General features: G+C 46.4%; 19 protein-coding genes. 5 read left to right on the top strand and 14 right to left on the bottom strand.

Annotation, left to right across the window (positions count from 1 at the left end):
• Nucleotides 1-605: 605 nt before the first annotated feature.
• The 14 genes from rny to H8S65_RS01330 form a co-directional block, all read right to left on the bottom strand.
• Nucleotides 606-2141, bottom strand: a complete 1536-nt coding sequence (rny, locus tag H8S65_RS01265; protein WP_186928143.1) for a ribonuclease Y — start codon at nucleotides 2139-2141, stop codon at nucleotides 606-608.
• Between the two features lie 108 nt (nucleotides 2142-2249).
• Nucleotides 2250-2540 carry a cell division protein ZapA gene (locus tag H8S65_RS01270; protein ID WP_186928144.1) on the bottom strand — a complete coding sequence of 97 codons (291 nt, stop codon included), beginning with the start codon at nucleotides 2538-2540 and terminating at the stop codon, nucleotides 2250-2252.
• A 5-nt stretch (nucleotides 2541-2545) separates the two neighbouring features.
• Nucleotides 2546-2839: a coiled-coil domain-containing protein gene (locus H8S65_RS01275; RefSeq protein ID WP_186928145.1), complete on the bottom strand. Its 294-nt coding sequence runs from the start codon at nucleotides 2837-2839 to the stop codon at nucleotides 2546-2548.
• 152 nt (nucleotides 2840-2991) lie between these two features.
• Nucleotides 2992-3192 (bottom strand): winged helix-turn-helix domain-containing protein, encoded by a 201-nt coding sequence (locus H8S65_RS01280; RefSeq protein WP_186928146.1) that lies wholly within the window; start codon nucleotides 3190-3192, stop codon nucleotides 2992-2994.
• Between the two features lie 141 nt (nucleotides 3193-3333).
• Nucleotides 3334-4026 (bottom strand): B3/B4 domain-containing protein, encoded by a 693-nt coding sequence (locus H8S65_RS01285; RefSeq protein ID WP_186928147.1) that lies wholly within the window; start codon nucleotides 4024-4026, stop codon nucleotides 3334-3336.
• Nucleotides 4027-4042: 16 nt separating this feature from the next.
• Complete coding sequence (locus H8S65_RS01290) at nucleotides 4043-4357, bottom strand: nucleotidyltransferase family protein (protein WP_186928148.1); 315 nt, start codon at nucleotides 4355-4357, stop codon at nucleotides 4043-4045.
• 139 nt (nucleotides 4358-4496) lie between these two features.
• The gene (gene pgeF / locus H8S65_RS01295; RefSeq protein ID WP_186928149.1) at nucleotides 4497-5345 is read right to left on the bottom strand and encodes a peptidoglycan editing factor PgeF; all 849 of its coding nucleotides are present in this window, start codon (nucleotides 5343-5345) and stop codon (nucleotides 4497-4499) included.
• On the bottom strand, nucleotides 5293-6456 hold the full coding sequence (gene obgE, locus H8S65_RS01300; protein ID WP_186928150.1) for a GTPase ObgE: 1164 nt from the start codon (nucleotides 6454-6456) through the stop codon (nucleotides 5293-5295). The genes pgeF and obgE overlap by 53 nt, the downstream gene beginning before the upstream one ends.
• 72 nt (nucleotides 6457-6528) lie before the next feature.
• Nucleotides 6529-7098 carry an adenylate kinase gene (locus H8S65_RS01305; protein ID WP_186928151.1) on the bottom strand — a complete coding sequence of 190 codons (570 nt, stop codon included), beginning with the start codon at nucleotides 7096-7098 and terminating at the stop codon, nucleotides 6529-6531.
• A 124-nt stretch (nucleotides 7099-7222) separates the two neighbouring features.
• Nucleotides 7223-7762 (bottom strand): hypoxanthine phosphoribosyltransferase, encoded by a 540-nt coding sequence (gene hpt / locus H8S65_RS01310; protein ID WP_186928152.1) that lies wholly within the window; start codon nucleotides 7760-7762, stop codon nucleotides 7223-7225.
• A gap of 66 nt (nucleotides 7763-7828) precedes the next feature.
• Nucleotides 7829-9028, bottom strand: a complete 1200-nt coding sequence (locus H8S65_RS01315; protein WP_186928153.1) for a DUF4934 domain-containing protein — start codon at nucleotides 9026-9028, stop codon at nucleotides 7829-7831.
• A gap of 25 nt (nucleotides 9029-9053) precedes the next feature.
• Entirely contained in the window at nucleotides 9054-9728 is a 675-nt protein-coding gene (locus tag H8S65_RS01320) for an ABC transporter ATP-binding protein (protein WP_186928154.1), read from the bottom strand.
• Nucleotides 9729-9764: 36 nt separating this feature from the next.
• Nucleotides 9765-12164 carry an ABC transporter permease gene (locus H8S65_RS01325; protein WP_186928155.1) on the bottom strand — a complete coding sequence of 800 codons (2400 nt, stop codon included), beginning with the start codon at nucleotides 12162-12164 and terminating at the stop codon, nucleotides 9765-9767.
• Between the two features lie 17 nt (nucleotides 12165-12181).
• The gene (locus tag H8S65_RS01330; RefSeq protein WP_186928156.1) at nucleotides 12182-14590 is read right to left on the bottom strand and encodes an ABC transporter permease; all 2409 of its coding nucleotides are present in this window, start codon (nucleotides 14588-14590) and stop codon (nucleotides 12182-12184) included.
• A gap of 230 nt (nucleotides 14591-14820) precedes the next feature.
• Between H8S65_RS01330 and H8S65_RS01335 the strand changes: the two genes are divergently transcribed.
• The 5 genes from H8S65_RS01335 (at nucleotide 14821) to H8S65_RS01355 (ending at nucleotide 20206) form a co-directional block, all read left to right on the top strand.
• Nucleotides 14821-16368, top strand: coding sequence for a DUF3078 domain-containing protein (locus H8S65_RS01335; protein ID WP_186928157.1), 1548 nt, complete (start codon nucleotides 14821-14823; stop codon nucleotides 16366-16368).
• Nucleotides 16369-16468: 100 nt separating this feature from the next.
• Nucleotides 16469-16885 carry a SoxR reducing system RseC family protein gene (locus H8S65_RS01340; protein WP_186928158.1) on the top strand — a complete coding sequence of 139 codons (417 nt, stop codon included), beginning with the start codon at nucleotides 16469-16471 and terminating at the stop codon, nucleotides 16883-16885.
• A 10-nt stretch (nucleotides 16886-16895) separates the two neighbouring features.
• Entirely contained in the window at nucleotides 16896-17891 is a 996-nt protein-coding gene (locus H8S65_RS01345) for a Fe-S cluster domain-containing protein (RefSeq protein WP_186928159.1), read from the top strand.
• Nucleotides 17892-17902: 11 nt separating this feature from the next.
• Nucleotides 17903-19234, top strand: a complete 1332-nt coding sequence (gene rsxC, locus H8S65_RS01350; protein ID WP_186928160.1) for an electron transport complex subunit RsxC — start codon at nucleotides 17903-17905, stop codon at nucleotides 19232-19234.
• A 12-nt stretch (nucleotides 19235-19246) separates the two neighbouring features.
• Nucleotides 19247-20206: an RnfABCDGE type electron transport complex subunit D gene (locus H8S65_RS01355; protein ID WP_186928161.1), complete on the top strand. Its 960-nt coding sequence runs from the start codon at nucleotides 19247-19249 to the stop codon at nucleotides 20204-20206.
• The last annotated feature ends 2 nt before the right edge of the window (nucleotides 20207-20208 follow it).

Raw genomic sequence — 20208 nt, forward strand, 5'->3', positions numbered from 1 at the left:
TACAGGTTATAGGCTAAAAAATACAGCCTTTAGCCTGTCCGGGAAAAGCCTATAGGGTAGCAGGAAAAAGGTAGGCATCTATCCGGCAACCGATGCCGACCTTTTCGGGAAGCGACAGGCATCTATAGGAACAACTTCACATACGAGGTTTGAGTCTGATAGACGCTGATTAAAATAAATAAACAGGATTTCTTGACGCGGATTTCGCGGATTACACGGATGAAACAGATTAAAGCGGATTTAAATTATTTTATCCGTACTTGTGATTATAGTGTCGATGTCTTAAGGCTGTGCTCTGGGCTATGTCCTGTCGGGCAGCTCTAAGACGAGGCTTTCCTCATGCCACAGGCTCTCTTTTGCAAACTACCGATTCGGCTTCACCCCTCCTTGGAACCATTTGATTATCATAGCATACAAGGGTGAAGGCAAACATAAGCGGTGAAGCCACTTTTACCACTCGCCTTCATCCAACAACAGCCTCATAATCGAATTATAGCATATACTGATGAAGGCTATTCGCGAACAATGGCGAACAACAAAAAAGCCGGACTTTATTCAGCCCGGCCTTCTATATAACAATCTTGTCCAGTAACGATCGCCCCCTTTTACTTAGCGTAACTTACCGCACGGGTTTCACGAATTACCGTGATCTTCACCTGACCCGGATAAGTCATTTCATCCTGGATCTTCTTTGCAATTTCGTCTGACAGCTTTTCGGTATCCTTATCGTCGATCTTGTCGGCCCCGACAATTACGCGGAGTTCACGACCAGCCTGGATAGCATATGTCTTCACTACACCCGGATAAGAAAGAGCCAACTGTTCCAGATCATTCAGACGCTTGATATAAGCCTCAACAATCTCGCGACGGGCTCCCGGACGTGCACCCGAAATGGCATCACAAACCTGTACGATCGGAGCAAGCAACGTCTGCATTTCCACTTCGTCGTGGTGAGCGCCTACGGCGTTGCAGATATCCGGTTTCTCTTTATATTTCTCGCAAAGCTTCATGCCTAAGATTGCGTGCGGCAATTCCGGCTCGTCATCAGGCACTTTACCTATATCGTGCAACAGTCCGGCGCGTTTTGCTTTTTTCGGGTTCAACCCCAGTTCAGATGCCATCACTGCACACAAGTTTGCCGTTTCGCGTGCGTGCTGCAACAGGTTCTGACCATAAGAAGAACGATATTTCATCTTACCGATCATACGGATCAGTTCGGGATGCAAGCCATGAACACCGAGGTCGATAACGGTACGCTTACCTGTTTCCACCACTTCGTCTTCAACCTGCTTCCTCACTTTCGTCACCACCTCCTCGATACGTGCCGGGTGAATACGTCCGTCCTGTACCAACTGGTGCAAAGCTAAACGGGCTATTTCACGACGGACCGGATCAAAGCCGGACAACACGATTGCTTCAGGCGTATCGTCTACCACGATCTCGATACCGGTTGCGGCTTCCAACGCCCGGATGTTACGGCCTTCACGACCGATGATACGACCTTTGATCTCGTCCGATTCGATATGGAAGACAGTAATCGAATTCTCGATTGCCGTTTCGGTAGCCACACGCTGGATAGACTGGATAACGATTTTCTTCGCTTCCTTATTGGCCGTCATCTTAGCCTCTTCCATGATCTCATTGATGTAGGAAGTTGCTTCTGACTTAGCTTCGTCTTTCAGGGATTCGATCAGACGTTCCTTCGCTTCTTCGGCAGAAAGTCCGGAAAGGGTTTCCAGATGTTCGATTTCACGCTGGTGAAGTTTATCCAGATCCTGCTTCTTCTTATCTACCAGTTCCAGTTGGGCAGCCAGGTTCTCCTTTACGGCATCCACTTCGCTATTCTTGCGTTGCAGGTCTTCCTGACGTTGGTTCAAACCCAACTCGCGTTGTTTCAACTTAGCCTCTACAGACTGTATCTTCGAATTACGGGCGGACACCTGTTTCTCCAGATCCGCTTTCAAATGAAGGAACTTCTCTTTTACTTCGAGCAGTTTCTTCTGCTTCATTACCTCCGACTCCTTTTCGGCCTCGCGTATCACGGCGTCATACCTTGACTTCATAAGGACTCTCATCACAAACCACACGAGCAAACCTCCGACGATGAAGGTTACAAGTGCTATGATTATAGTCATACCCATTTTACTTATAGTTTAAATTCAATTATATTATTATACAAAAAAAGCACTGCCTTACATGGATACACCCATGCAAAGTAGTGCGGAAACGCATCTTCTTTATTCTTACAACTATTTATCCTTCAGGTAGCTTTCCAGTTTATCGGTCAGTTCCTGTATCTTTTCAGTAAAGGGACTTGTGTCATTCTTATCCTCCAACTTCAAGTTTTCCACCGATAGTTGAAAGGTCACCATGGCTAACAAATCTTTTACATCCACTTCGGAATATTTCTTCCGGTACTGGTCCATTTTCTTCCTGATTTGCCGGACAGCCTCACGGGCTACCTGCTCCTCGCTCCGGTCGATCCTGATACCATAACTTTTACCGGCTATCTCCACATGTATAAGAAATTTATCGTCCATCGCCTCTATTCGTTTAATAGTGCAATGCACTTGTCTACTTCCCGCACTAACTTTGATAACCTCATCCTGGCACTTTTCATTTCTCCCTCGTTGACAGAAACAACCCGTGCAGTCAGCATGTTATCACATTTGGCATTCAACTCTTCGATCGTCTTTACCGCTTGTTGAAGTTCTCCTTCTTTCTGTACCAAAAAACCTTCAAGCTCGTTGATTTTCTGCTTTTGCCTATCGCAAAGCTCCATCAAATCACGAACCCTAACATCAAATACAGCCAACAATCTTTTATGATCTTCGGTCATTTCACACCAAATTCTACACAAAAGTAAACTATAGAATTGAATAAAACAACGAATCGGTTTGTTTTTTTGACAGAAAACGTCCGGATACACAAAAGGCCGTTCAAACTAAAATCCGAACAGCCCTCCTTCTAATAGATTCAGCTACGCTATATTTATACTAACGCAACGTACAATTCACCCTCAACGTCTTCGAAAGCCAATTTGCCTTCTTTCGCTAACCAACCAAAAGCAGCATACATATCTTTTTCTGCTTTAATTTTAGTTGCTTTCTTTACTGCCTTAACACTCATTTTACCGCCTTCATTCAATACGTTCCAAACAAGGCCGGCGTTTGTTCCAATCAATTCGATCATGTTTCTTTTTGTTTTGTTAATTCGTTAACGAGGGCAAATTTATAGATTAATCGATTAAAACAAAAGGAAATAGATGTTTTTTAGCATAAAAACGGGCGCTTTTTATGGTTTCTAAGCATAATTAACACTATTATAACACAATTATAGCACTATTTCCGCCCGATCCTTAGCCGTGACAAGTTCCGCCTTGATGTTTGTAGCTGAAACATATTTGCTTAATAAGCCTGCCGCATACTTTCCCGCCGACTCCAAACCGTCCAATCCGGAATAAGCATTTATAATCATTAACAGGCGGGTGGTATCCGGTCCTATTTTTGTCCGTTCCTCGTCGCTGGTCGGAGTTCCGACTCCACCGACCGCATCCCGGTAGACAGGCAAACCTGCAATATTCAGTTCGCCACGCCCGATTCCATGATAAATTTCACCTTCCCTGCCGACTCCCAGCACCAGGCTGCCACCGGCAATCTTATCCGCATCGAAGCCGCCGATGGAATATCCGCTACGGATAGAAACCAAATTGATGAGATCGACCAGCGTATCGACCTTATAAAGGGGCAATTCACGAAGAATACGCCTCCGCAGCGCTTCAGAAGAAGGACGATAGCGATTCGGATCTTTTCCCAAACGCTTATAAGCCTGGCGGGTGGCCTTGATAGGTAGCCATTTATTGATTTGTTCCAGTTTAACTGTTTCCCGGACCGCCTTTTCTTCGTCCGCTATCTCCTGCCAAAGCCGTCCGTCCGGTTCCGAATTGCAAACATCACAAGATATGACCAAAACATGCAAGTCCGGACAGGCAGTAGCTACTTCTTCTGAAATTGAAACGCTTATCATAGAATTTCACTTTCTTTCATAACACAACTCCTTCATTTACAATATTAATATAAAAAGGTGTTTTGAACGGGCGATTATCCCACAGCTTTTTTAGCATAACAATCGGATTGATAGTCACTCCTGTTTTCAACTCCAATTCATAAAGAGGCAATGTAACGACCTCTTCACATTCCAACGAGAGCTTATCTCCATCCATTAAAATTAACAAGTCAATATCACTATCCTGACGAGCATCACCACGTGCTTCCGAACCAAACAGAATAGCTTTAGCCGTAGGAGCAACCTCTTGCACGACCTTCCTGATTTGTTCCACAACATCTGTTCGTCTCATAACTTTTTTATTTAATAAGCAAAAGGACTATAACAACCATCACACAAATACCATCTCACAAACTATCACAAAGATAACATAAAATTCCACAGAAACAACATTTCCATTTGTTTATTTCCCCGAAACATCAATGTTTGTATCAAACACACAAGAAGATACCGGACAAGATACGCCCGCTCTTGATTCCTAAGCGGCGAGCGGAGAAGAACTCGTCGGGATGGGTGTAGGTGCAGATTCCGGCAAGTTCGATATTTCCGGCAGAAAGGCCTTCGGTTAATAGTTGCAGGCGGTTAGCCTCCCATAAATCTATATGGGCTTTTCCGGTATCGGCATTACGCTTCAGGATAGGCTGCATTTCAAAACCAGCCTCCCGAAAGGCGTCGACAACTTCTTCTCCGACCTCGAAGGCATCGGGGCCGATGGAAGGAGCGATACCGGCTTTTATGAGACAGGGATCGGCTCCATATTCATCAATAAGGAAACGAACGGTTTTCGCGGCGATCCGCTGTACGGTTCCCCGCCAACCGGCATGAACGGCGGCTACCGCCTTTACATCGGGAGCATACAGCAGGACAGGAACACAATCGGCTGTCGAGACTGCGATGCAAACGCCCGGCACATTCGTCACCAACGCATCTACACCGTGCAGATAAACCCGCTGTTCATCCAAAGGAAGGGATAGGAAAAAAGATTCGATCGAACGGATCTCCGCCCCGTGGACCTGGAAAGGCGTAAAGATACGTTCGGTAGGAATTCCGATTGCATCCGAAAGAAGTTTCCGGTTCGCCCGGACGGCTTCCGGATCATCTCCGCTGTATTCACCGGGATTAAAGGAGGCATACGCACCTTTGCTCACACCTCCCTGACGGGTCGTCACAAAATGAGAGATGTTGCAATCCTCGCTTAATACGGGAAATTGCAACATCTTTACTTTATCATTTGGAAGTATCTTCATCTTCTTCGTCGTCCCAATCTTCATATTCTTCATACTCTTCATCGTCGTCGGGATCATCTTCCTCAAGAGGAATGACAAAATCGTCATCGTCAAGCGAAAGTGTGCTCACGTCGATGTTCTTATGTACAATACGCTCTACCTCGTGGAACGTTTCCTTATTCAGTTCCTTCCACAACAGGTCTTTCAGTTCGGTGATCCCCATTCCGGTAACGGAAGAGATAAAGACATGCGGAACGCCTTCGGGCAGGTCTTCGGACAACGCCTCGATCAATTCTTCATCCAGCATATCGCTCTTGGTGATAGCCAGGACACGGCTTTTATCCTGCAAATCCGGGTTATACTTGACCAGTTCGCCCAAAAGGATTTCGTATTCTTTCTTGATATCATCCGCATCGGCAGGAACCATAAACAGAAGCAACGAATTGCGTTCGATATGGCGCAAGAACCGCAATCCCAAACCTTTACCTTCGCTGGCGCCCTCGATAATACCGGGGATATCGGCCATAACGAACGAACGGTTGTCACGATAGCTCACAATACCTAAGTTCGGTTCGAGCGTCGTAAACGGATAATTGGCGATCTTCGGTTTGGCAGCCGAAACAACCGACAGCAACGTCGACTTTCCGGCATTCGGGAAACCGACCAGACCTACATCGGCCAACAGTTTCAATTGCAGGATCACCATTCGTTCCTGTGCCGGTTCGCCGGGTTGCGCATAACGGGGAGCCTGATTGGTCGACGTCTTGAAGTGGCAGTTGCCCAATCCTCCGCGTCCGCCTTTCAACAGCATTACCTGCTGGCCGTCTTCGGTCACGTCACAGATAAACTCGCCCGTATCGGCATCGTACACGACTGTCCCGCAAGGAACCTCTATCACACGATCTTCGCCGTCTTTTCCGAAACTACGTTTAGCACCGCCGCCTTCACCGTTCGTCGCCATGATATGACGTTCATACTTCAGGTGGAGAAGCGTCCAGTAATTCCGGTTTCCACGAAGATACACATGGCCTCCTCGCCCTCCATCGCCTCCGTCGGGACCTCCTTTCGGAATATATTTCTCGCGGCGAAAGTGAGAAGACCCTCTCCCGCCCTTACCAGAGCGGCAATAGATCTTTACATAATCTACAAAGTTTGATTCAGCCATAAAGAATATTTATTTAATGTGATAATATGCCAATGTGCCAATCCAAGTTTCATCATTGGCATATTGATTAATTTACAAATTATTTACCGCATCCTTGATACGACCGAAAATTTCTTCGATCGTGCCCATACCTTTGATAGCAACATGTTTGCTTTCACCGATATAGTAATCAGCCAAAGGAGCAGTCTGTTTGTGATAAACATCCAGTCTTGACTTGATCGTTTCCAGATTGTCATCCGAACGGCCTGAAACCTTGCCACGTTCCAGCAGGCGGTTGATCAGTTCTTCTTCTTCTACCTGGAGGTTCAGCATAACGGAAACATCGGTTCCACGTTTGTTCAACATTTCTTTCAGCGCTTTTGCCTGCGGGATCGTACGGGGGAAACCGTCGAAGATGACACCTTTGGAGTTCACCTTGCTGTCTAAAACCTTAGCCAGCATGTCGACGATCAGTTCATCCGGGACCAACTGCCCTTTTTCGATGTAATCTTTAGCAATCTTGCCCAGCTCCGTCTCGTTCTTCATTTCAGAACGCAAAACATCACCTGTAGAGATATGGTCCAAACCATATTCTTTAATAATCAATTCGCTCTGTGTTCCCTTTCCTGAACCGGGAGCACCAAAAATAACAATGTTCAACATAAAAAGTTTACCTTTTAATTGACAATTGGCAATAGACAATCACATCAACGCCCAATCACCGATCATCGCTTATTATACATTAATCTAATAAATTCCCCCTCTTTAACCGGCCTGCGACCATTTATCAGCTCTCGACTATTTTATAGATGTTTCTGTAAGCCCGTCCCATCTCATCATAATCCAATCCGTAACCGACAATAAAGTCACCCGGAATCCGGATGCCGATATAGTCAGGTTTCAGATCGCACTTCAACGAATCGGGCTTGAACAACATAGTCGCCAGTTTAACATCGGCTGCCCCGTCCTTGCGAAGCTTATCCATAACATACTGCATCGTAAAGCCGGTATCGATAATATCCTCGATCAAAATCAAAGTCCTCCCTTTCACGTCGGCCTGTACCGGCATAATCTCACGAACTACACCGGTCGTACTGGTCCCCTTATAGGATGAATAGCGAGCAAAAGTGATTTCATACGGTTCGTTCAACTGGCGCATCAGCTCCGCCGTAAACATAAAAGCCCCGTTCAGAATTCCCACGAACAACGGATGCGTGCCTTTCACATCGGCGCGAATACGTTCCGCCACTTTTGCAATCGCTTCTTTTATCTCCTCTTCCGGGATAAAGAGTTCAAATTCTTTGTCTTTTAATCGGATTCTATCCATATTCCGTTCGATTTTCGAGGGGACAAATGTACAACTTTTTCGGGTAAGCACAAACAATGTAGTCTATCAGGAATTCTTTAATTTGTAAAATATAAAGACAGGATTACTTTCTTCTCCTAAGTTTTCCAATTGTTCAGGAATTGAAATTGAATGCATATTTTTATAATAATCAAGCTCTGCCGATGTTATGACCTGTACCAGATCATTTCCAGCCATGTTCCCCCAGACCGGGAATCCCTGATAACTTCTTGTTCCCAAAAGACCGTGTTGCAAAGTCGTAGCTGCCAATTCCCTGAGCGGAGCGGGCTGTTCGCATTTTTCCACCAATGTTTCACCGTTTTTTTTATCTACCGAAGCAACATAGTGTCCGTCGTTATTTCTCAGGCGAAAATAATATCGCCGGGGTGTTTCATAGAGATCGGAAACAAAGTAATCTTTGCCATCTCCCAAGTTTTTCAGGCTATTAAAATTCGTCACATCAAGCGAATTGATCATTTCCTCATCCGAGTTACGCAAACTCAGGACACAAGCGGGTGATATCTTATCGTCCGACAGCCTGAACACAGTATCGTTGCTACCGGTTTTGAACAGCACGGACTGCTGTCGGCCGGAATAGCCTGCCGCGATCCGGATCGTCAAACCAGACTTTTCACTTGAAACCAAAGGAGAAGAAAAATCATTCTTCATCGTAATCGTATCTCCCTTTTCCGTAAAAAGGCCGATACCGAAACTTCCGTCCCTGAAAGGTACGTAAGGCATGGATATGGCAGCCAAACGTCCCTGACCGAGCTGATACTGAAAGACAACCTGATAATCATGAATAAAATGTTCGACAGGTTCCCCTTCCAGCGTATAGACTTCGACGCGATCCGTACTGAACAAATAGAGACGGTTGTTCTTTTCATCCGCCTGCATACTGGCAACGAAACCGCTGAACTCTCCCGGCCCTTGCCCGAACGGAATCAAGGTCTTTACAAAATGCCCCTGTCTGTCGAACAATACAATCCGTTGCTCTTTTACCGGAAGGACATAAATGTATTTATCCGTAACGGCGTAATTTGCAACCCCATCTATTAAAGAGGCATCATCGGAAGTAACTTCTAACGGGACATAATCAACGCTTTCTATTTCATCACTCAATTTCAAACTCTTCGGACTTTCGATCCCTGCCCTTATGTCCGCCACCGGACAATTCGAAGGATCGGATTTCGGTGAACTACAAGCTATCAGCAAAAAAAGTACCCAACTTAAACTTTGTTTCTTCATTATCTTATTTTATTAATATTTCCATTCATTTTCTACTCTCTGTCAAAATATTACCATCTATCATACGGATCAGCCGACCGGCCATCCGGGCATTTTCCTCGGAGTGGGTAACCATCACGACGGTCGTTCCTTCACGATTCAGTTCCGTCAACAGGTTCATCACTTCATTGCCGTTGACGGAATCCAGGTTTCCGGTCGGCTCGTCCGCCAAGACGATGTGCGGATTCGTAACGATGGCACGGGCAATCGCCACGCGCTGTTGCTGACCACCGGACAATTGTTGCGGGAAATGTTCCGAACGGTGGGCGATCTGCATCCGGTCGAGGGCTGCATTCACCCTTTCAACCCGTTCCTTCATTGAAACACCTGCATACAGCAAGGGAAGTTCCACATTCTCAAAGACCGTCAATTCGTCTATCAGGTTAAAACTCTGAAAGACAAAACCGATATTTCCGTTCCGCAGGTCCGTACGGCTATTTTCCGTATGTTTGGAAACTTCCTGGCCGAGAAACCACAGTTCGCCGTCCGTCGGGTTATCCAACAGCCCCAAGAGATTCAGCAATGTCGATTTGCCACAACCGGAAGGTCCCATGATTGCCAGGAATTCTCCTTCGTTTATTTCCAGATTAATGCCATTCAAGGCTGTCGTCTCCACACTTTCCGTGCGGAATACTTTCGTCAGGTTAATTGCTCGTATCATAATTATCTGTTTTTTATTTCATACTTATCATTTCATTTACTCATAACGTAGTGATGTAACCGGATTACGGGAGGCGGCACGCCAAACCTGGACAACAACCGTCAGGATCGTAACCGACAATATAATCAGCCCTGCCAACGGGAACAGCCACCAGCCGATTGCCACCCGGTAAGCGAAGTTGCTCAACCAGCGATCCATAAAAAGATATCCGACCGGACAGGCGATCACAAACGCAATCCCGACCCAACGCATATATTCGAGGCAGAACATCCTGACAATCCGGTCCGAATGTGCACCATTCACCTTACGAATTCCGATTTCCTTCGTCCGCTGTGCCGTCGAAAGGGCTACCAGCCCAAAAACGCCCATCATGGCGACGATAATAGCCAAAACGGTAAATATCAGAAACATTTGGCTCAGTTGCTGTTCACGGGCATAATTGTTTTTAAGGACATTCTTGAATAATTGAGGAACAAAGAGATGATTTGGACGCATCTCTTCATATTTTTCTTTCAAGAACTTCAGCGTTTCCGCCTGTTTTCCCGGAGAGATTTTGACGTACATCTTATCAAGCAACTGATTGGTATAGTACATGAATACAGGCCGGATCTTTTCCCGTAACGGTTGGTAATTAAAATCTTTTACGATACCGATGATACGTGAGGTTCCGCGACCGGATAAAAAAGGACCTCCATTCAAGATCATGCCTACAGGATTTTCCACCTTCAACATTCTCCAGGCTGTTTCATTAATGACAATCGGCGTCACACCATATGCTCCGCTCCAGAATTTATCAGGATCAGCTTCAAGCACTTCTCCTTTCAACAACTCCAGTCCCAATGTTTGGAAGAAATCCTTATCTCCCACCAATCCGACCATCTCCAACGAATCGACCTTCCCGGCTCCATCCTGCCAACTGAATTTTGAAGTTTCCCAACGATATCCCTGTAAAAAATCAGAAAGGTCGACTCCTATAGCTATACTTTCCACATACGGATTTTTCAACACTTCCTGTTTATACGGAATTGATTCTTCACGCCAGTCATCAACGTCCACGACAACCAGATTTTCAGTGTTCACCCCTACATCTGCATTTTGTAAATAATGTAATTGTTTGAATGTTATCATCGTACCGATAATCATCGTGATCGCAATCACAAATTGAACACAGACCAACCCTTTGATCAACGCTCCTTTCTTTCCTGTCGTTTTACCCCCTTTTAATGCCAATAGTGGATTAACCGAGGACATATAAAAGGCCGGAAAAGCTCCTGCCAAACAACCGACACCCAAAATGCCGAACAGGACAAACAACAAAGTTTCCCAACTGAACATCAACCCGATATCCTTCCCGACAAACCGATTGAAAAGAGGCAACAGCAATTCCGTCAAGGCAAGTGCCAACAACAATGCCAGGAAAGCCTGCACGAGACTTTCCGAGAGGAATTGACTAATCAGCATCTTCCGCTTTGCACCCGTCACCTTCCGTATGCCGATCTCCTTGAATCGTTGGGAAGCACGCGCTGTCGACAATGTAGTAAAATTGAATGCTCCCATAAAGATTATCAAAGAAGCCAATACTGCAAATAAATAAACTTGCTGCATATTGCCATGATTGCAGACATCATCCGGCTCTTTAAAAGTCGTATGCAAATGAATGTCTGCCAAAGGTTGAAGATCCAACGGCTTTCCCCATTGCGAGCGGTCGACCCACAGATTACGCATCATCTGCCTATCCGTATCGGTCAACTTCAGACCTTTCTTCAGCTGGACATAAACGTGCATCCGCTCCGACCACCCCCAATTATTCTCATCCTCTTTATTATAGGATAGAAAAGAGTTCCAACCGATCAATACGTCAAACTGAATATGACTTTTACGAGGGACTTTCAATACGGCGGCAATTTTATAAGGTCGTTGTTCTCTCCAGAAATTATGGATAATTTCTTTCCCTACAGCCGAAGCATTACCAAACATTCTCTTTGCCGTCTCCTCCGAAATTACAATCTGTTGCGGGTCTTTCTTCATCAACTTGGGATCACCGGCTATGACCGGGAAATCGAATACATCAAAGAACGTCGTGTCCACATACGCCAGTTTTGCTACAATAAAATCATCCCCATAATGAAAATCATCGGTACTACTATATTTAACAAATGTAGCATTCTCTACTTTCGGAAAATCTTTTCTGAATATCCCGCTTAACTGTGTAACCGTAGACGGGACTTGCCCGTCAGCATGCTCGATTTCCCGGATCACCCGGTAAATCTCATTCCGGTTCTTATTAAAATCCTCAAACGTCAACTCATCTACAATCCAAAGATAGATCAAGAATGCGGCCGTCATCCCGACCACAAAGCCCAGCATGTTGATGGACGAAAACAGGAAACTCCGCTTGATTAGCCGGAGTGCGACTTTTACATAATGTTTCAGCATATCTTTTCTCTATTATTTTATTCGTAACGTAAAGATGTCACCGGATTACGGGAGGCGGCACGCCAAGTTTGGACAACAACCGTCAACATCGTTATCAGCAAGATGATACAGCCGGCCAGCGGAAACAGCCACCAACTGATTGCCGTCTGATAAGCAAAGTTGCTTATCCAGCGAAGCATTAACAGATAGCTCAACGGGCAGGCGATTAAAAACGCAATCCCGACCCAAACCATATATTCCCGGCAGAACATCCACACAATCCGGCGGGAATGTGCTCCGTTCACCTTCCTGACGCCGATCTCTTTCGTACGTTGCACCGTCGACAAAGCGACCAGGCCGAACACTCCCATCATGGCGACAATGATAGCCAGCACCGTAAAGACCAGGAACATCCGGCCGAGTTGCTGCTCATGAGCATAATTCAGATTCAAGGCGTCCGAGAAAAAACGATATGTAAAGACGTTATCCGGACGCATCTTTTCATACTCATCTTTCAGGAACTTCAATGTCTCAGCCTTATTCTCAGGAGATATCTTTATATATAACGTATTCAACAGCCGGCGGGAATAATACAGATAAGCCGGCTTAACTTTCTCACGCAACGGTTGGAAGTTAAAATCCTTCACGATACCAACGATCCGCGATGCCTCTCCGTACCACCCTTTATTCTGTAAAAGCATACCGACCGGATCTTCCACATTCATCAGTTTCCAGGCGGTTTCATTAATTACAATCGGCAACTCTTTCTCATAAGCGCCATCCATATAAGCCTTTTTATCCGCTCCAAACGGCATTCCTTTCAACAGGGTCAAGCCCAACGTCTCCATAAAATCACTATCACCGGCCACTCCGACCATTTTCAGCGAATCGACCTGTCCGGCCTCGTTCATCCAGCTGAACGAGTTCTCCTCCGTTCGATGTCCCTGAAGATAATTCGAAAGCTCCACACCTCCGGTCACAGACCTGACATTCGGGTTCTTCAACACTTCCTGCTTATAATCATCAATTCCATAACCGCCCATGTAGGACATAAAGTCGAAAAGGCCGCAATCGGCAACCACCATGTCTTCCTTATCCAGACCTAAATCCGCATTTTGCAGATAATGAAGCTGTTTGAATACAACAGAAGTACAAAAGACCATTACGATAGCGATGACAAACTGCACACACACCAGCCCTTTGACCAACGTGCCTTTTTTCCCGGTGGAACGTCCTCCTCTAAAAGATTGCAGCGGATTAAACCGTGACATATAAAAAGCGGGAAATGCTCCTGCCAGGCAGCCGACTCCGATAATTCCAAACAGGACAAACAATACGGTCTGCCAACTGGCCGTCAGCACAATATCCTTTTCCACAAACCGATTGAAAAGCGGTAACAGCAATTCCGTCAGCGCCAATGCCAGTATCAGCGACAGGAACGCCTGTACCAGACTCTCCGACAGAAATTGCATCACCAGGACCTTCCGCTTGGCTCCTGTCACTTTCCGGACACCGATTTCCTTAAAACGTTGGGAGGCGCGTGCCGTAGACAAGGTTGTGAAATTGAATGCCCCCATAAAAACGATCAGGATGGCCAAAGCCGTAAACAGATAAATCTGCGACATATTCCCGTGATTGCCGACTTCCGGATCTTTAAATGGCGTATGCAGATGAATATCTTTTAGCGGCTGGAATTCCAAAAGCATTCCCTTTTCCTTATGGTTTAACCAGACACGGCTCATGTTCAGCCAGTCTGCTTCTGATAAAACCGTACCTTTTCTTAACTGGATATAGACGCTTGTCCCCTCGACAAAATCCCAATTCATCGGCTCGTAATAGGCCTGTTCGCTCAACAGGACCTCAAACTTTATATGGCTTTTACGCGGGACTTTCAGGACTGCCGCCACTTTATAACGAAAAGTCTGTCCGAAAAACTGACAGGTAACTTCTCTCCCGATAGCCGAAACCCCACCAAACAGTTTCTTTGCTGCCGACTCCGCCAGCACGATTTGTTGCGGATCTTTCTTTATCAGATTGGGATCGCCGGCAATAACCGGAAAACTGAAAACATCGAAAAAGGTAGTATCTACATATGTATACTTGGCTTCAATCAGGTTTTCCCCTGAATGAAGGTTCAAAACACCGAAGTTCAGCGCAAAAGTAGCATTCTCTACCTGCGGAAACTCATTCCGGAAAGCCTCACTCAACGGCGCGACCGTATAGGCAGACTCCTTCACTTCTCCACCTGCATCCCGATCTACGGCAACCACCCGGTAAACAAAATCCCGGTTCTTCTGAAAATCCTCAAACGTCAACTCATCCACAATCCAGAGATAAATCAGGAAAGCAGCCATCATCCCCAACACGAAACCCAGCATATTGATGGACGAAAACAGAAAGCTCCGCTTAATCAGCCGGAGTGCGACTTTTACATAGTGTTTAAACATATATCTTTATTTTACGAATTACCCAATACAAGACAAAGATCATGCCATTCCCGGAATTTCCTTATTTACAACCTTATACAAATAGAACTGTTTAAGTGCATTGTCCGTTTCCGTACGCCGCACGTGCAAAAACGCACGGAAGTCAAACATTACACATAAAATTAGCCTATCTCAGAACTTTTCATTAATTTCGCACCAATATTTTAAATGAATGTAAAAAAGATACGACGATGGTAAAGAGGTCTGTTTTAGCGTTATTTATTGTATTGTTATTCAGTAGTAATCGGATAGGAGCACAGGATGTTGATATAATTAGCGGGAATCAGTTGAACAGACCTGTTCAGACTGCTGTTCCCGATACATTCCCCTTATTAGACTTGGAAGAGACGGAACTGGATAAAATCCCTGATCTCAGGACACAGTTCGAAAAACTCAATAGCAGCTACTCCGCTCCCGCTGCACCGAGTGAAAACTTGCTCCGCTTTTTAAAGAAAGACGAGATAGAGTTATCACCGGAAGCACAATACTGGGTAAATTGGGTACGCGACCCGTCTACCATTATCAGCCCGTGGGCAACCTTACGGGATACGACAATCGTCAATCCGCTGTTTACTCCGATTCTGTTCAAAGGAGGGCTTATCCCGGAAGACCTTCAATTGTACGATAAGGACTTTATTGCAAAACAGCGTCCCAGTTTTCCATTGTTCAAACCGGATACAACTTTGTTCCAAGATGAAACACTGAAGAACAAATTACAGAATACAGCATATAATTATGTACGTGTAAACTACCCGGAATATTTCCGCTATTCGGAACGCGACCTGCCGACAGATGTCGTTAAAACACATGTTATCAAGAAAGCGACATACGAACCGGAACTTATCAAGATAGAAAGCGACCCGAATGCTTTCAGCGACGTGGATGCCCCGGTCAAGTTCATTCCGGAACGCCGCTACTGGACTTCACACTTCGAAAGCGCTGTCCAGTTTGCACAGAATTATATTTCCCCGAACTGGCATAAGGGAGGCGTGAGCACTTTGAACCTGACCAACCGCCAATATTTCGTGTACAATTATAATAAGGACAAAGTGCAGTTCACAAACGAACTGGAATGGAAAACGAATGTCTATACGGCTCCAAAAGACACGTTGCGCGATTACAAGATCGGTGACGATGTGTTGCGGCTCCACAGTAACATCGGTTATAAAGCCTTCAATAAGTGGTTCTATACATTCGATGCCACTTTCCAGACGCAGCTTTTCAGCAACTATGCCGAAAATACCGACAACAAACTGGCCGGCTTCCTTTCGCCGTTCAACATCAACCTCGGTGTCGGTATGAAATATGACCTGAACAAGACATTTCCCAACAGCCGGCATAAGAAATTGACATTATCTGCCAACCTGGCTCCGATCTCTTATACATTTATGTATAGCACGAACAAGGACATCGATTTGGGACGTCACGGTTTCAAAAAGGATGAAGCCACAGGCAAATACGAACGCAAATTAAGCCAATTCGGTTCCACGATAAACGCGACCATGACATTCCAGTTCAACCGGAATGTAAGTTGGTATTCGCGTTTCTACTATTTTACCAGTTACGACCGCATGTTGGGTGAATTCGAAAACCGCCTGACAATGGCTATCAGCCGTTTCTTCTCGACCACCATATCGTTGAACTTACGTTACGATGACGCAGTCACCAAGAAAGAAGATTTCGACAGTTATCTTCAGATCAACGAGCTGTTGAGCTTCGGGTTTAATTACAAATGGTAAGACAAAGTCTATTATTTCCATAATAAACTTTGTTAATCGTGACATAATTTCCAAATAATACGTACTTTTGCCTCGGTTTTGCAATGTCGAGATTACAAATATGAGCGAAAGTATCAATCACAATGGGATTATAGAGAAGATCGACGGCGGTACGGTCTACGTCCGGATCATCCAGCAATCGGCTTGTTCCGGATGCCATGCGCGAAGCATGTGCGCGGCATCCGAGAGTAAAGTAAAGATTATCGAGGTTCCGGACAACTCTGGAAATTTCCATGTAAATGAAGAAGTCCAGTTATGCGGACAGAGTTCACTGGGCCTGCAGGCCGTGCTTCTTGCATTTATATTTCCGCTTATAATAGTTCTTGCGGCTATTGTAACAGGTACAAGTATGCAATGGGAAGAAACCACAAGCGGGTTAACCGGATTACTGCTCTTAGTTCCTTATTATTGCATATTATACTTTTTACGCGACAAACTAAAAAGGCGATTCATTTTTACTTTGAAAAAACTTAATTGACAAACATATCATGATTTTAATTGCCGTTATTTCATTAGGAGCGATTGGAGCCATCGGCGCAGTTTTTCTATACGCCGCCTCCAAGAAGTTTGAAGTATACGAAGATCCTCGTATCGCACAAGTCCAGGAGGTATTGCCCGGAGCCAATTGCGGTGGTTGTGGATATCCCGGATGCGGTGGTTTTGCTGCGGCCTGTGTAAAGGCCGACACGCTGGACGGGCTGTTATGTCCCGTAGGCGGAGCGCCGGTAATGGGACAAGTCGCCACGATCCTCGGAAAGGAAGCAGCCAGTGCAGAACCGATGGTAGCCGTTGTTCGCTGCAACGGAACCTGCGCCGCCCGTCCGCGTATCAACCAATACGACGGGGTAAAGAGTTGTGCGATTGCTTCCACCCTCTATGGCGGAGAAACCGGCTGTTCGTTCGGTTGCCTGGGCTATGGCGACTGTGTGGCTGCATGTAACTTCGACGCCATCCACATCAACATCGAGACAGGGCTTCCGGAAGTAGACGAAGACAAATGTACTTCATGCGGAGCTTGTGTAAAAGCTTGCCCGAAAAACATCATCGAACTGCGTAAGAAAGGCCCCAAATCACGCCGTATCTTCGTCAGCTGTGTAAACAAAGACAAAGGCGGAGTAGCCAAGAAAGCATGTGCCAATGCTTGTATCGGTTGCGGCAAATGTGCAAAGGAATGCCCGTTCGAAGCAATCACGGTGGAAAACAACGTGGCCTACATCGATTACACGAAATGCCGCTTATGCCGCAAATGTGTAGCCGTATGTCCGACCGGCGCCATCCACGAATTGAACTTCCCGCCACGTAAAGAGGCGGCTCCAACTGTGGACGCCGACAAAGTAAAACCGGCAACAGCTCCGAAACCCGCTGCACCGAAGGCTGAAGCCTCGAAGACAGAGGCTCCGAAGGTAGAAGTTCCGGTAACAAACGCTACGCCAAAAGCAGAAACTCCTAAAGTTGAAACAAAAGAAGAAACAAATCAAAAATAAAATCTAATAGTATGCTAAGGACATTTCGAATCGGAGGTATACATCCGCCCGAAAATAAATTGTCTGCCGGTAAGAAGATTACCGCGTTAGCTGCTCCTAAGCAGGTAATCATACCGCTCAGTCAGCACATCGGGGCTCCCGCCCAGGCAGTGGTCAAGAAGGGTGATCTGGTTAAAGTAGGAACACTTGTCGCCAAGGCTGGCGGTTTCGTTTCCGCCAACATCCACTCGTCGGTATCCGGTAAAGTAAACAAAATAGATAACGCTCTCGACTCGAGCGGCTACAAACGTCCTGCCATCTACATCGACGTGGAAGGAGACGAATGGGAAGAAACGATCGACCGCAGCGATGCACTGGTAAAAGACTGCGCGCTGTCATCCAAAGAGATCGTCGACAAGATTGCAGCAGCCGGCATCGTTGGTCTGGGTGGCGCGACTTTCCCGACACAGGTGAAGCTGATGCCGCCTCCCGGAAACAAGGCCGAGATCATCATTATCAATGCTGTCGAATGTGAACCCTATCTGACCTCCGACCATTCCCTGATGATGGAAAAAGGCGAACAGATCTTAGTTGGCGTCACGTTGCTGATGAAAGCCGTAAACGTAAACAAAGCTGTTATCGGCATTGAAAACAATAAACCCGACGCAATCGCCCACCTGACGAAGCTGGCGGCCGGTTATCCCGGAATCGAGATCATGCCGCTGAAAGTGCAATATCCGCAGGGAGGTGAAAAGCAGCTGATCGACGCCGTGATCCGTCGCCAGGTAAAGAGCGGCGCCCTGCCTATCTCTGCCGGAGCCGTCGTGCAGAACGTGGGAACCGCATACGCCGTCTACGAAGCTGTCCAGAAGAACAAACCGCTGTTCGAACGGGTCGTGACCGTAACCGGAAAGGCTGTAGCCAATCCGTCGAACTTCCTGGTTCGCATGGGTACGTCTATCAGCACGCTGATCGAAGCAGCCGGCGGCATTCCCGAAAACACAGGTAAGATTATCGGTGGCGGCCCGATGATGGGTAAAGCGTTGGTAAGCGCCGAAATCCCGGTGACCAAAGGCAGTTCAGGCGTATTGCTCCTGACTAAGGAAGAATCCGTCCGCAAGCCTATGCAGGACTGTATCCGTTGCGCCAAGTGCGTGAACGTCTGCCCGATGGGTCTGAACCCCGCCTTCCTGATGAAGTTCACTGTCTATAAAGACTGGGAAAAAGCTGAGGCCAACTACATTCAGGATTGCATCGAATGCGGTTCCTGTAGCTACACTTGTCCTGCCAACCGCCCGCTATTGGATCAGATCCGGTTGGGCAAAGGCAAAGTAATGGGTATTATTCGTGCAAGAAAGTCATAAAACAAGAGCAATATGGAAAACAAATTATACGTGTCTCCCTCGCCCCACATTCATGGCGGCGACAGCATAAGCAAAAATATGTACGGTGTACTGATTGCCCTTGTTCCGGCTTTCCTGGTATCACTCTACTTTTTTGGATTAGGTGCGCTGATCGTAACCGTAGCTTCGGTTTTCTTCTGCGTCCTGTTCGAATATCTGATTCAGAAGTTCCTGATGAAAAAGGAAACGACCATTTACGACGGTTCGGCCATCCTGACCGGTGTTTTGCTGGCGTTCAACCTGCCGTCGAACCTGCCGGTCTGGATCATTGCCATCGGTGCGCTGGCAGCTATCGGCATCGGCAAGATGTCGTTCGGCGGCCTGGGTAACAATATCTTCAACCCGGCACTGACGGGCCGTATCTTCCTGCTGATCTCTTTCCCGGCACAGATGACCACCTGGCCCGTTGTCGGACAGATGACATCTTATGCAGATGCGACGACAGGAGCAACCGTTCTGTCCCTGATGAACGAGGGCGCACTCGACAAGATGCCGACGCTCAGCGACATGCTGGTCGGTAATATGGGAGGTAGCCTTGGTGAAGTCAGTGCGTTGGCACTGCTGTTAGGTATGTTCTATATGTTATGGAAGAAGATCATCACCTGGCATGTTCCGGTGTCCATCTTCGTTACCGTATTTATATTTACCGGTATCATGCACTTAGTAAATCCGGTCCAATATGCAAGCCCGTTCGTTCATCTGCTGTCCGGAGGCCTGATGCTCGGAGCCATCTTCATGGCGACCGACTATGTGACTTCGCCGATGAGCAAGAGCGGCATGATTGTCTACGGTGTCGGCATTGGTATCCTGACAACGGTGATCCGTCTGTTCGGTTCTTATCCCGAAGGTATGTCATTTGCCATCTTCATCATGAATGGAGTTACTCCGCTAATCAACAGTTATATGAAACCTAAACATTTCGGAGGAAAATAAGC

The organism is Parabacteroides hominis, assembly GCF_014287585.1.
In the GTDB taxonomy this organism is placed as follows: Bacteria; Bacteroidota; Bacteroidia; order Bacteroidales; family Tannerellaceae; genus Parabacteroides; species Parabacteroides hominis.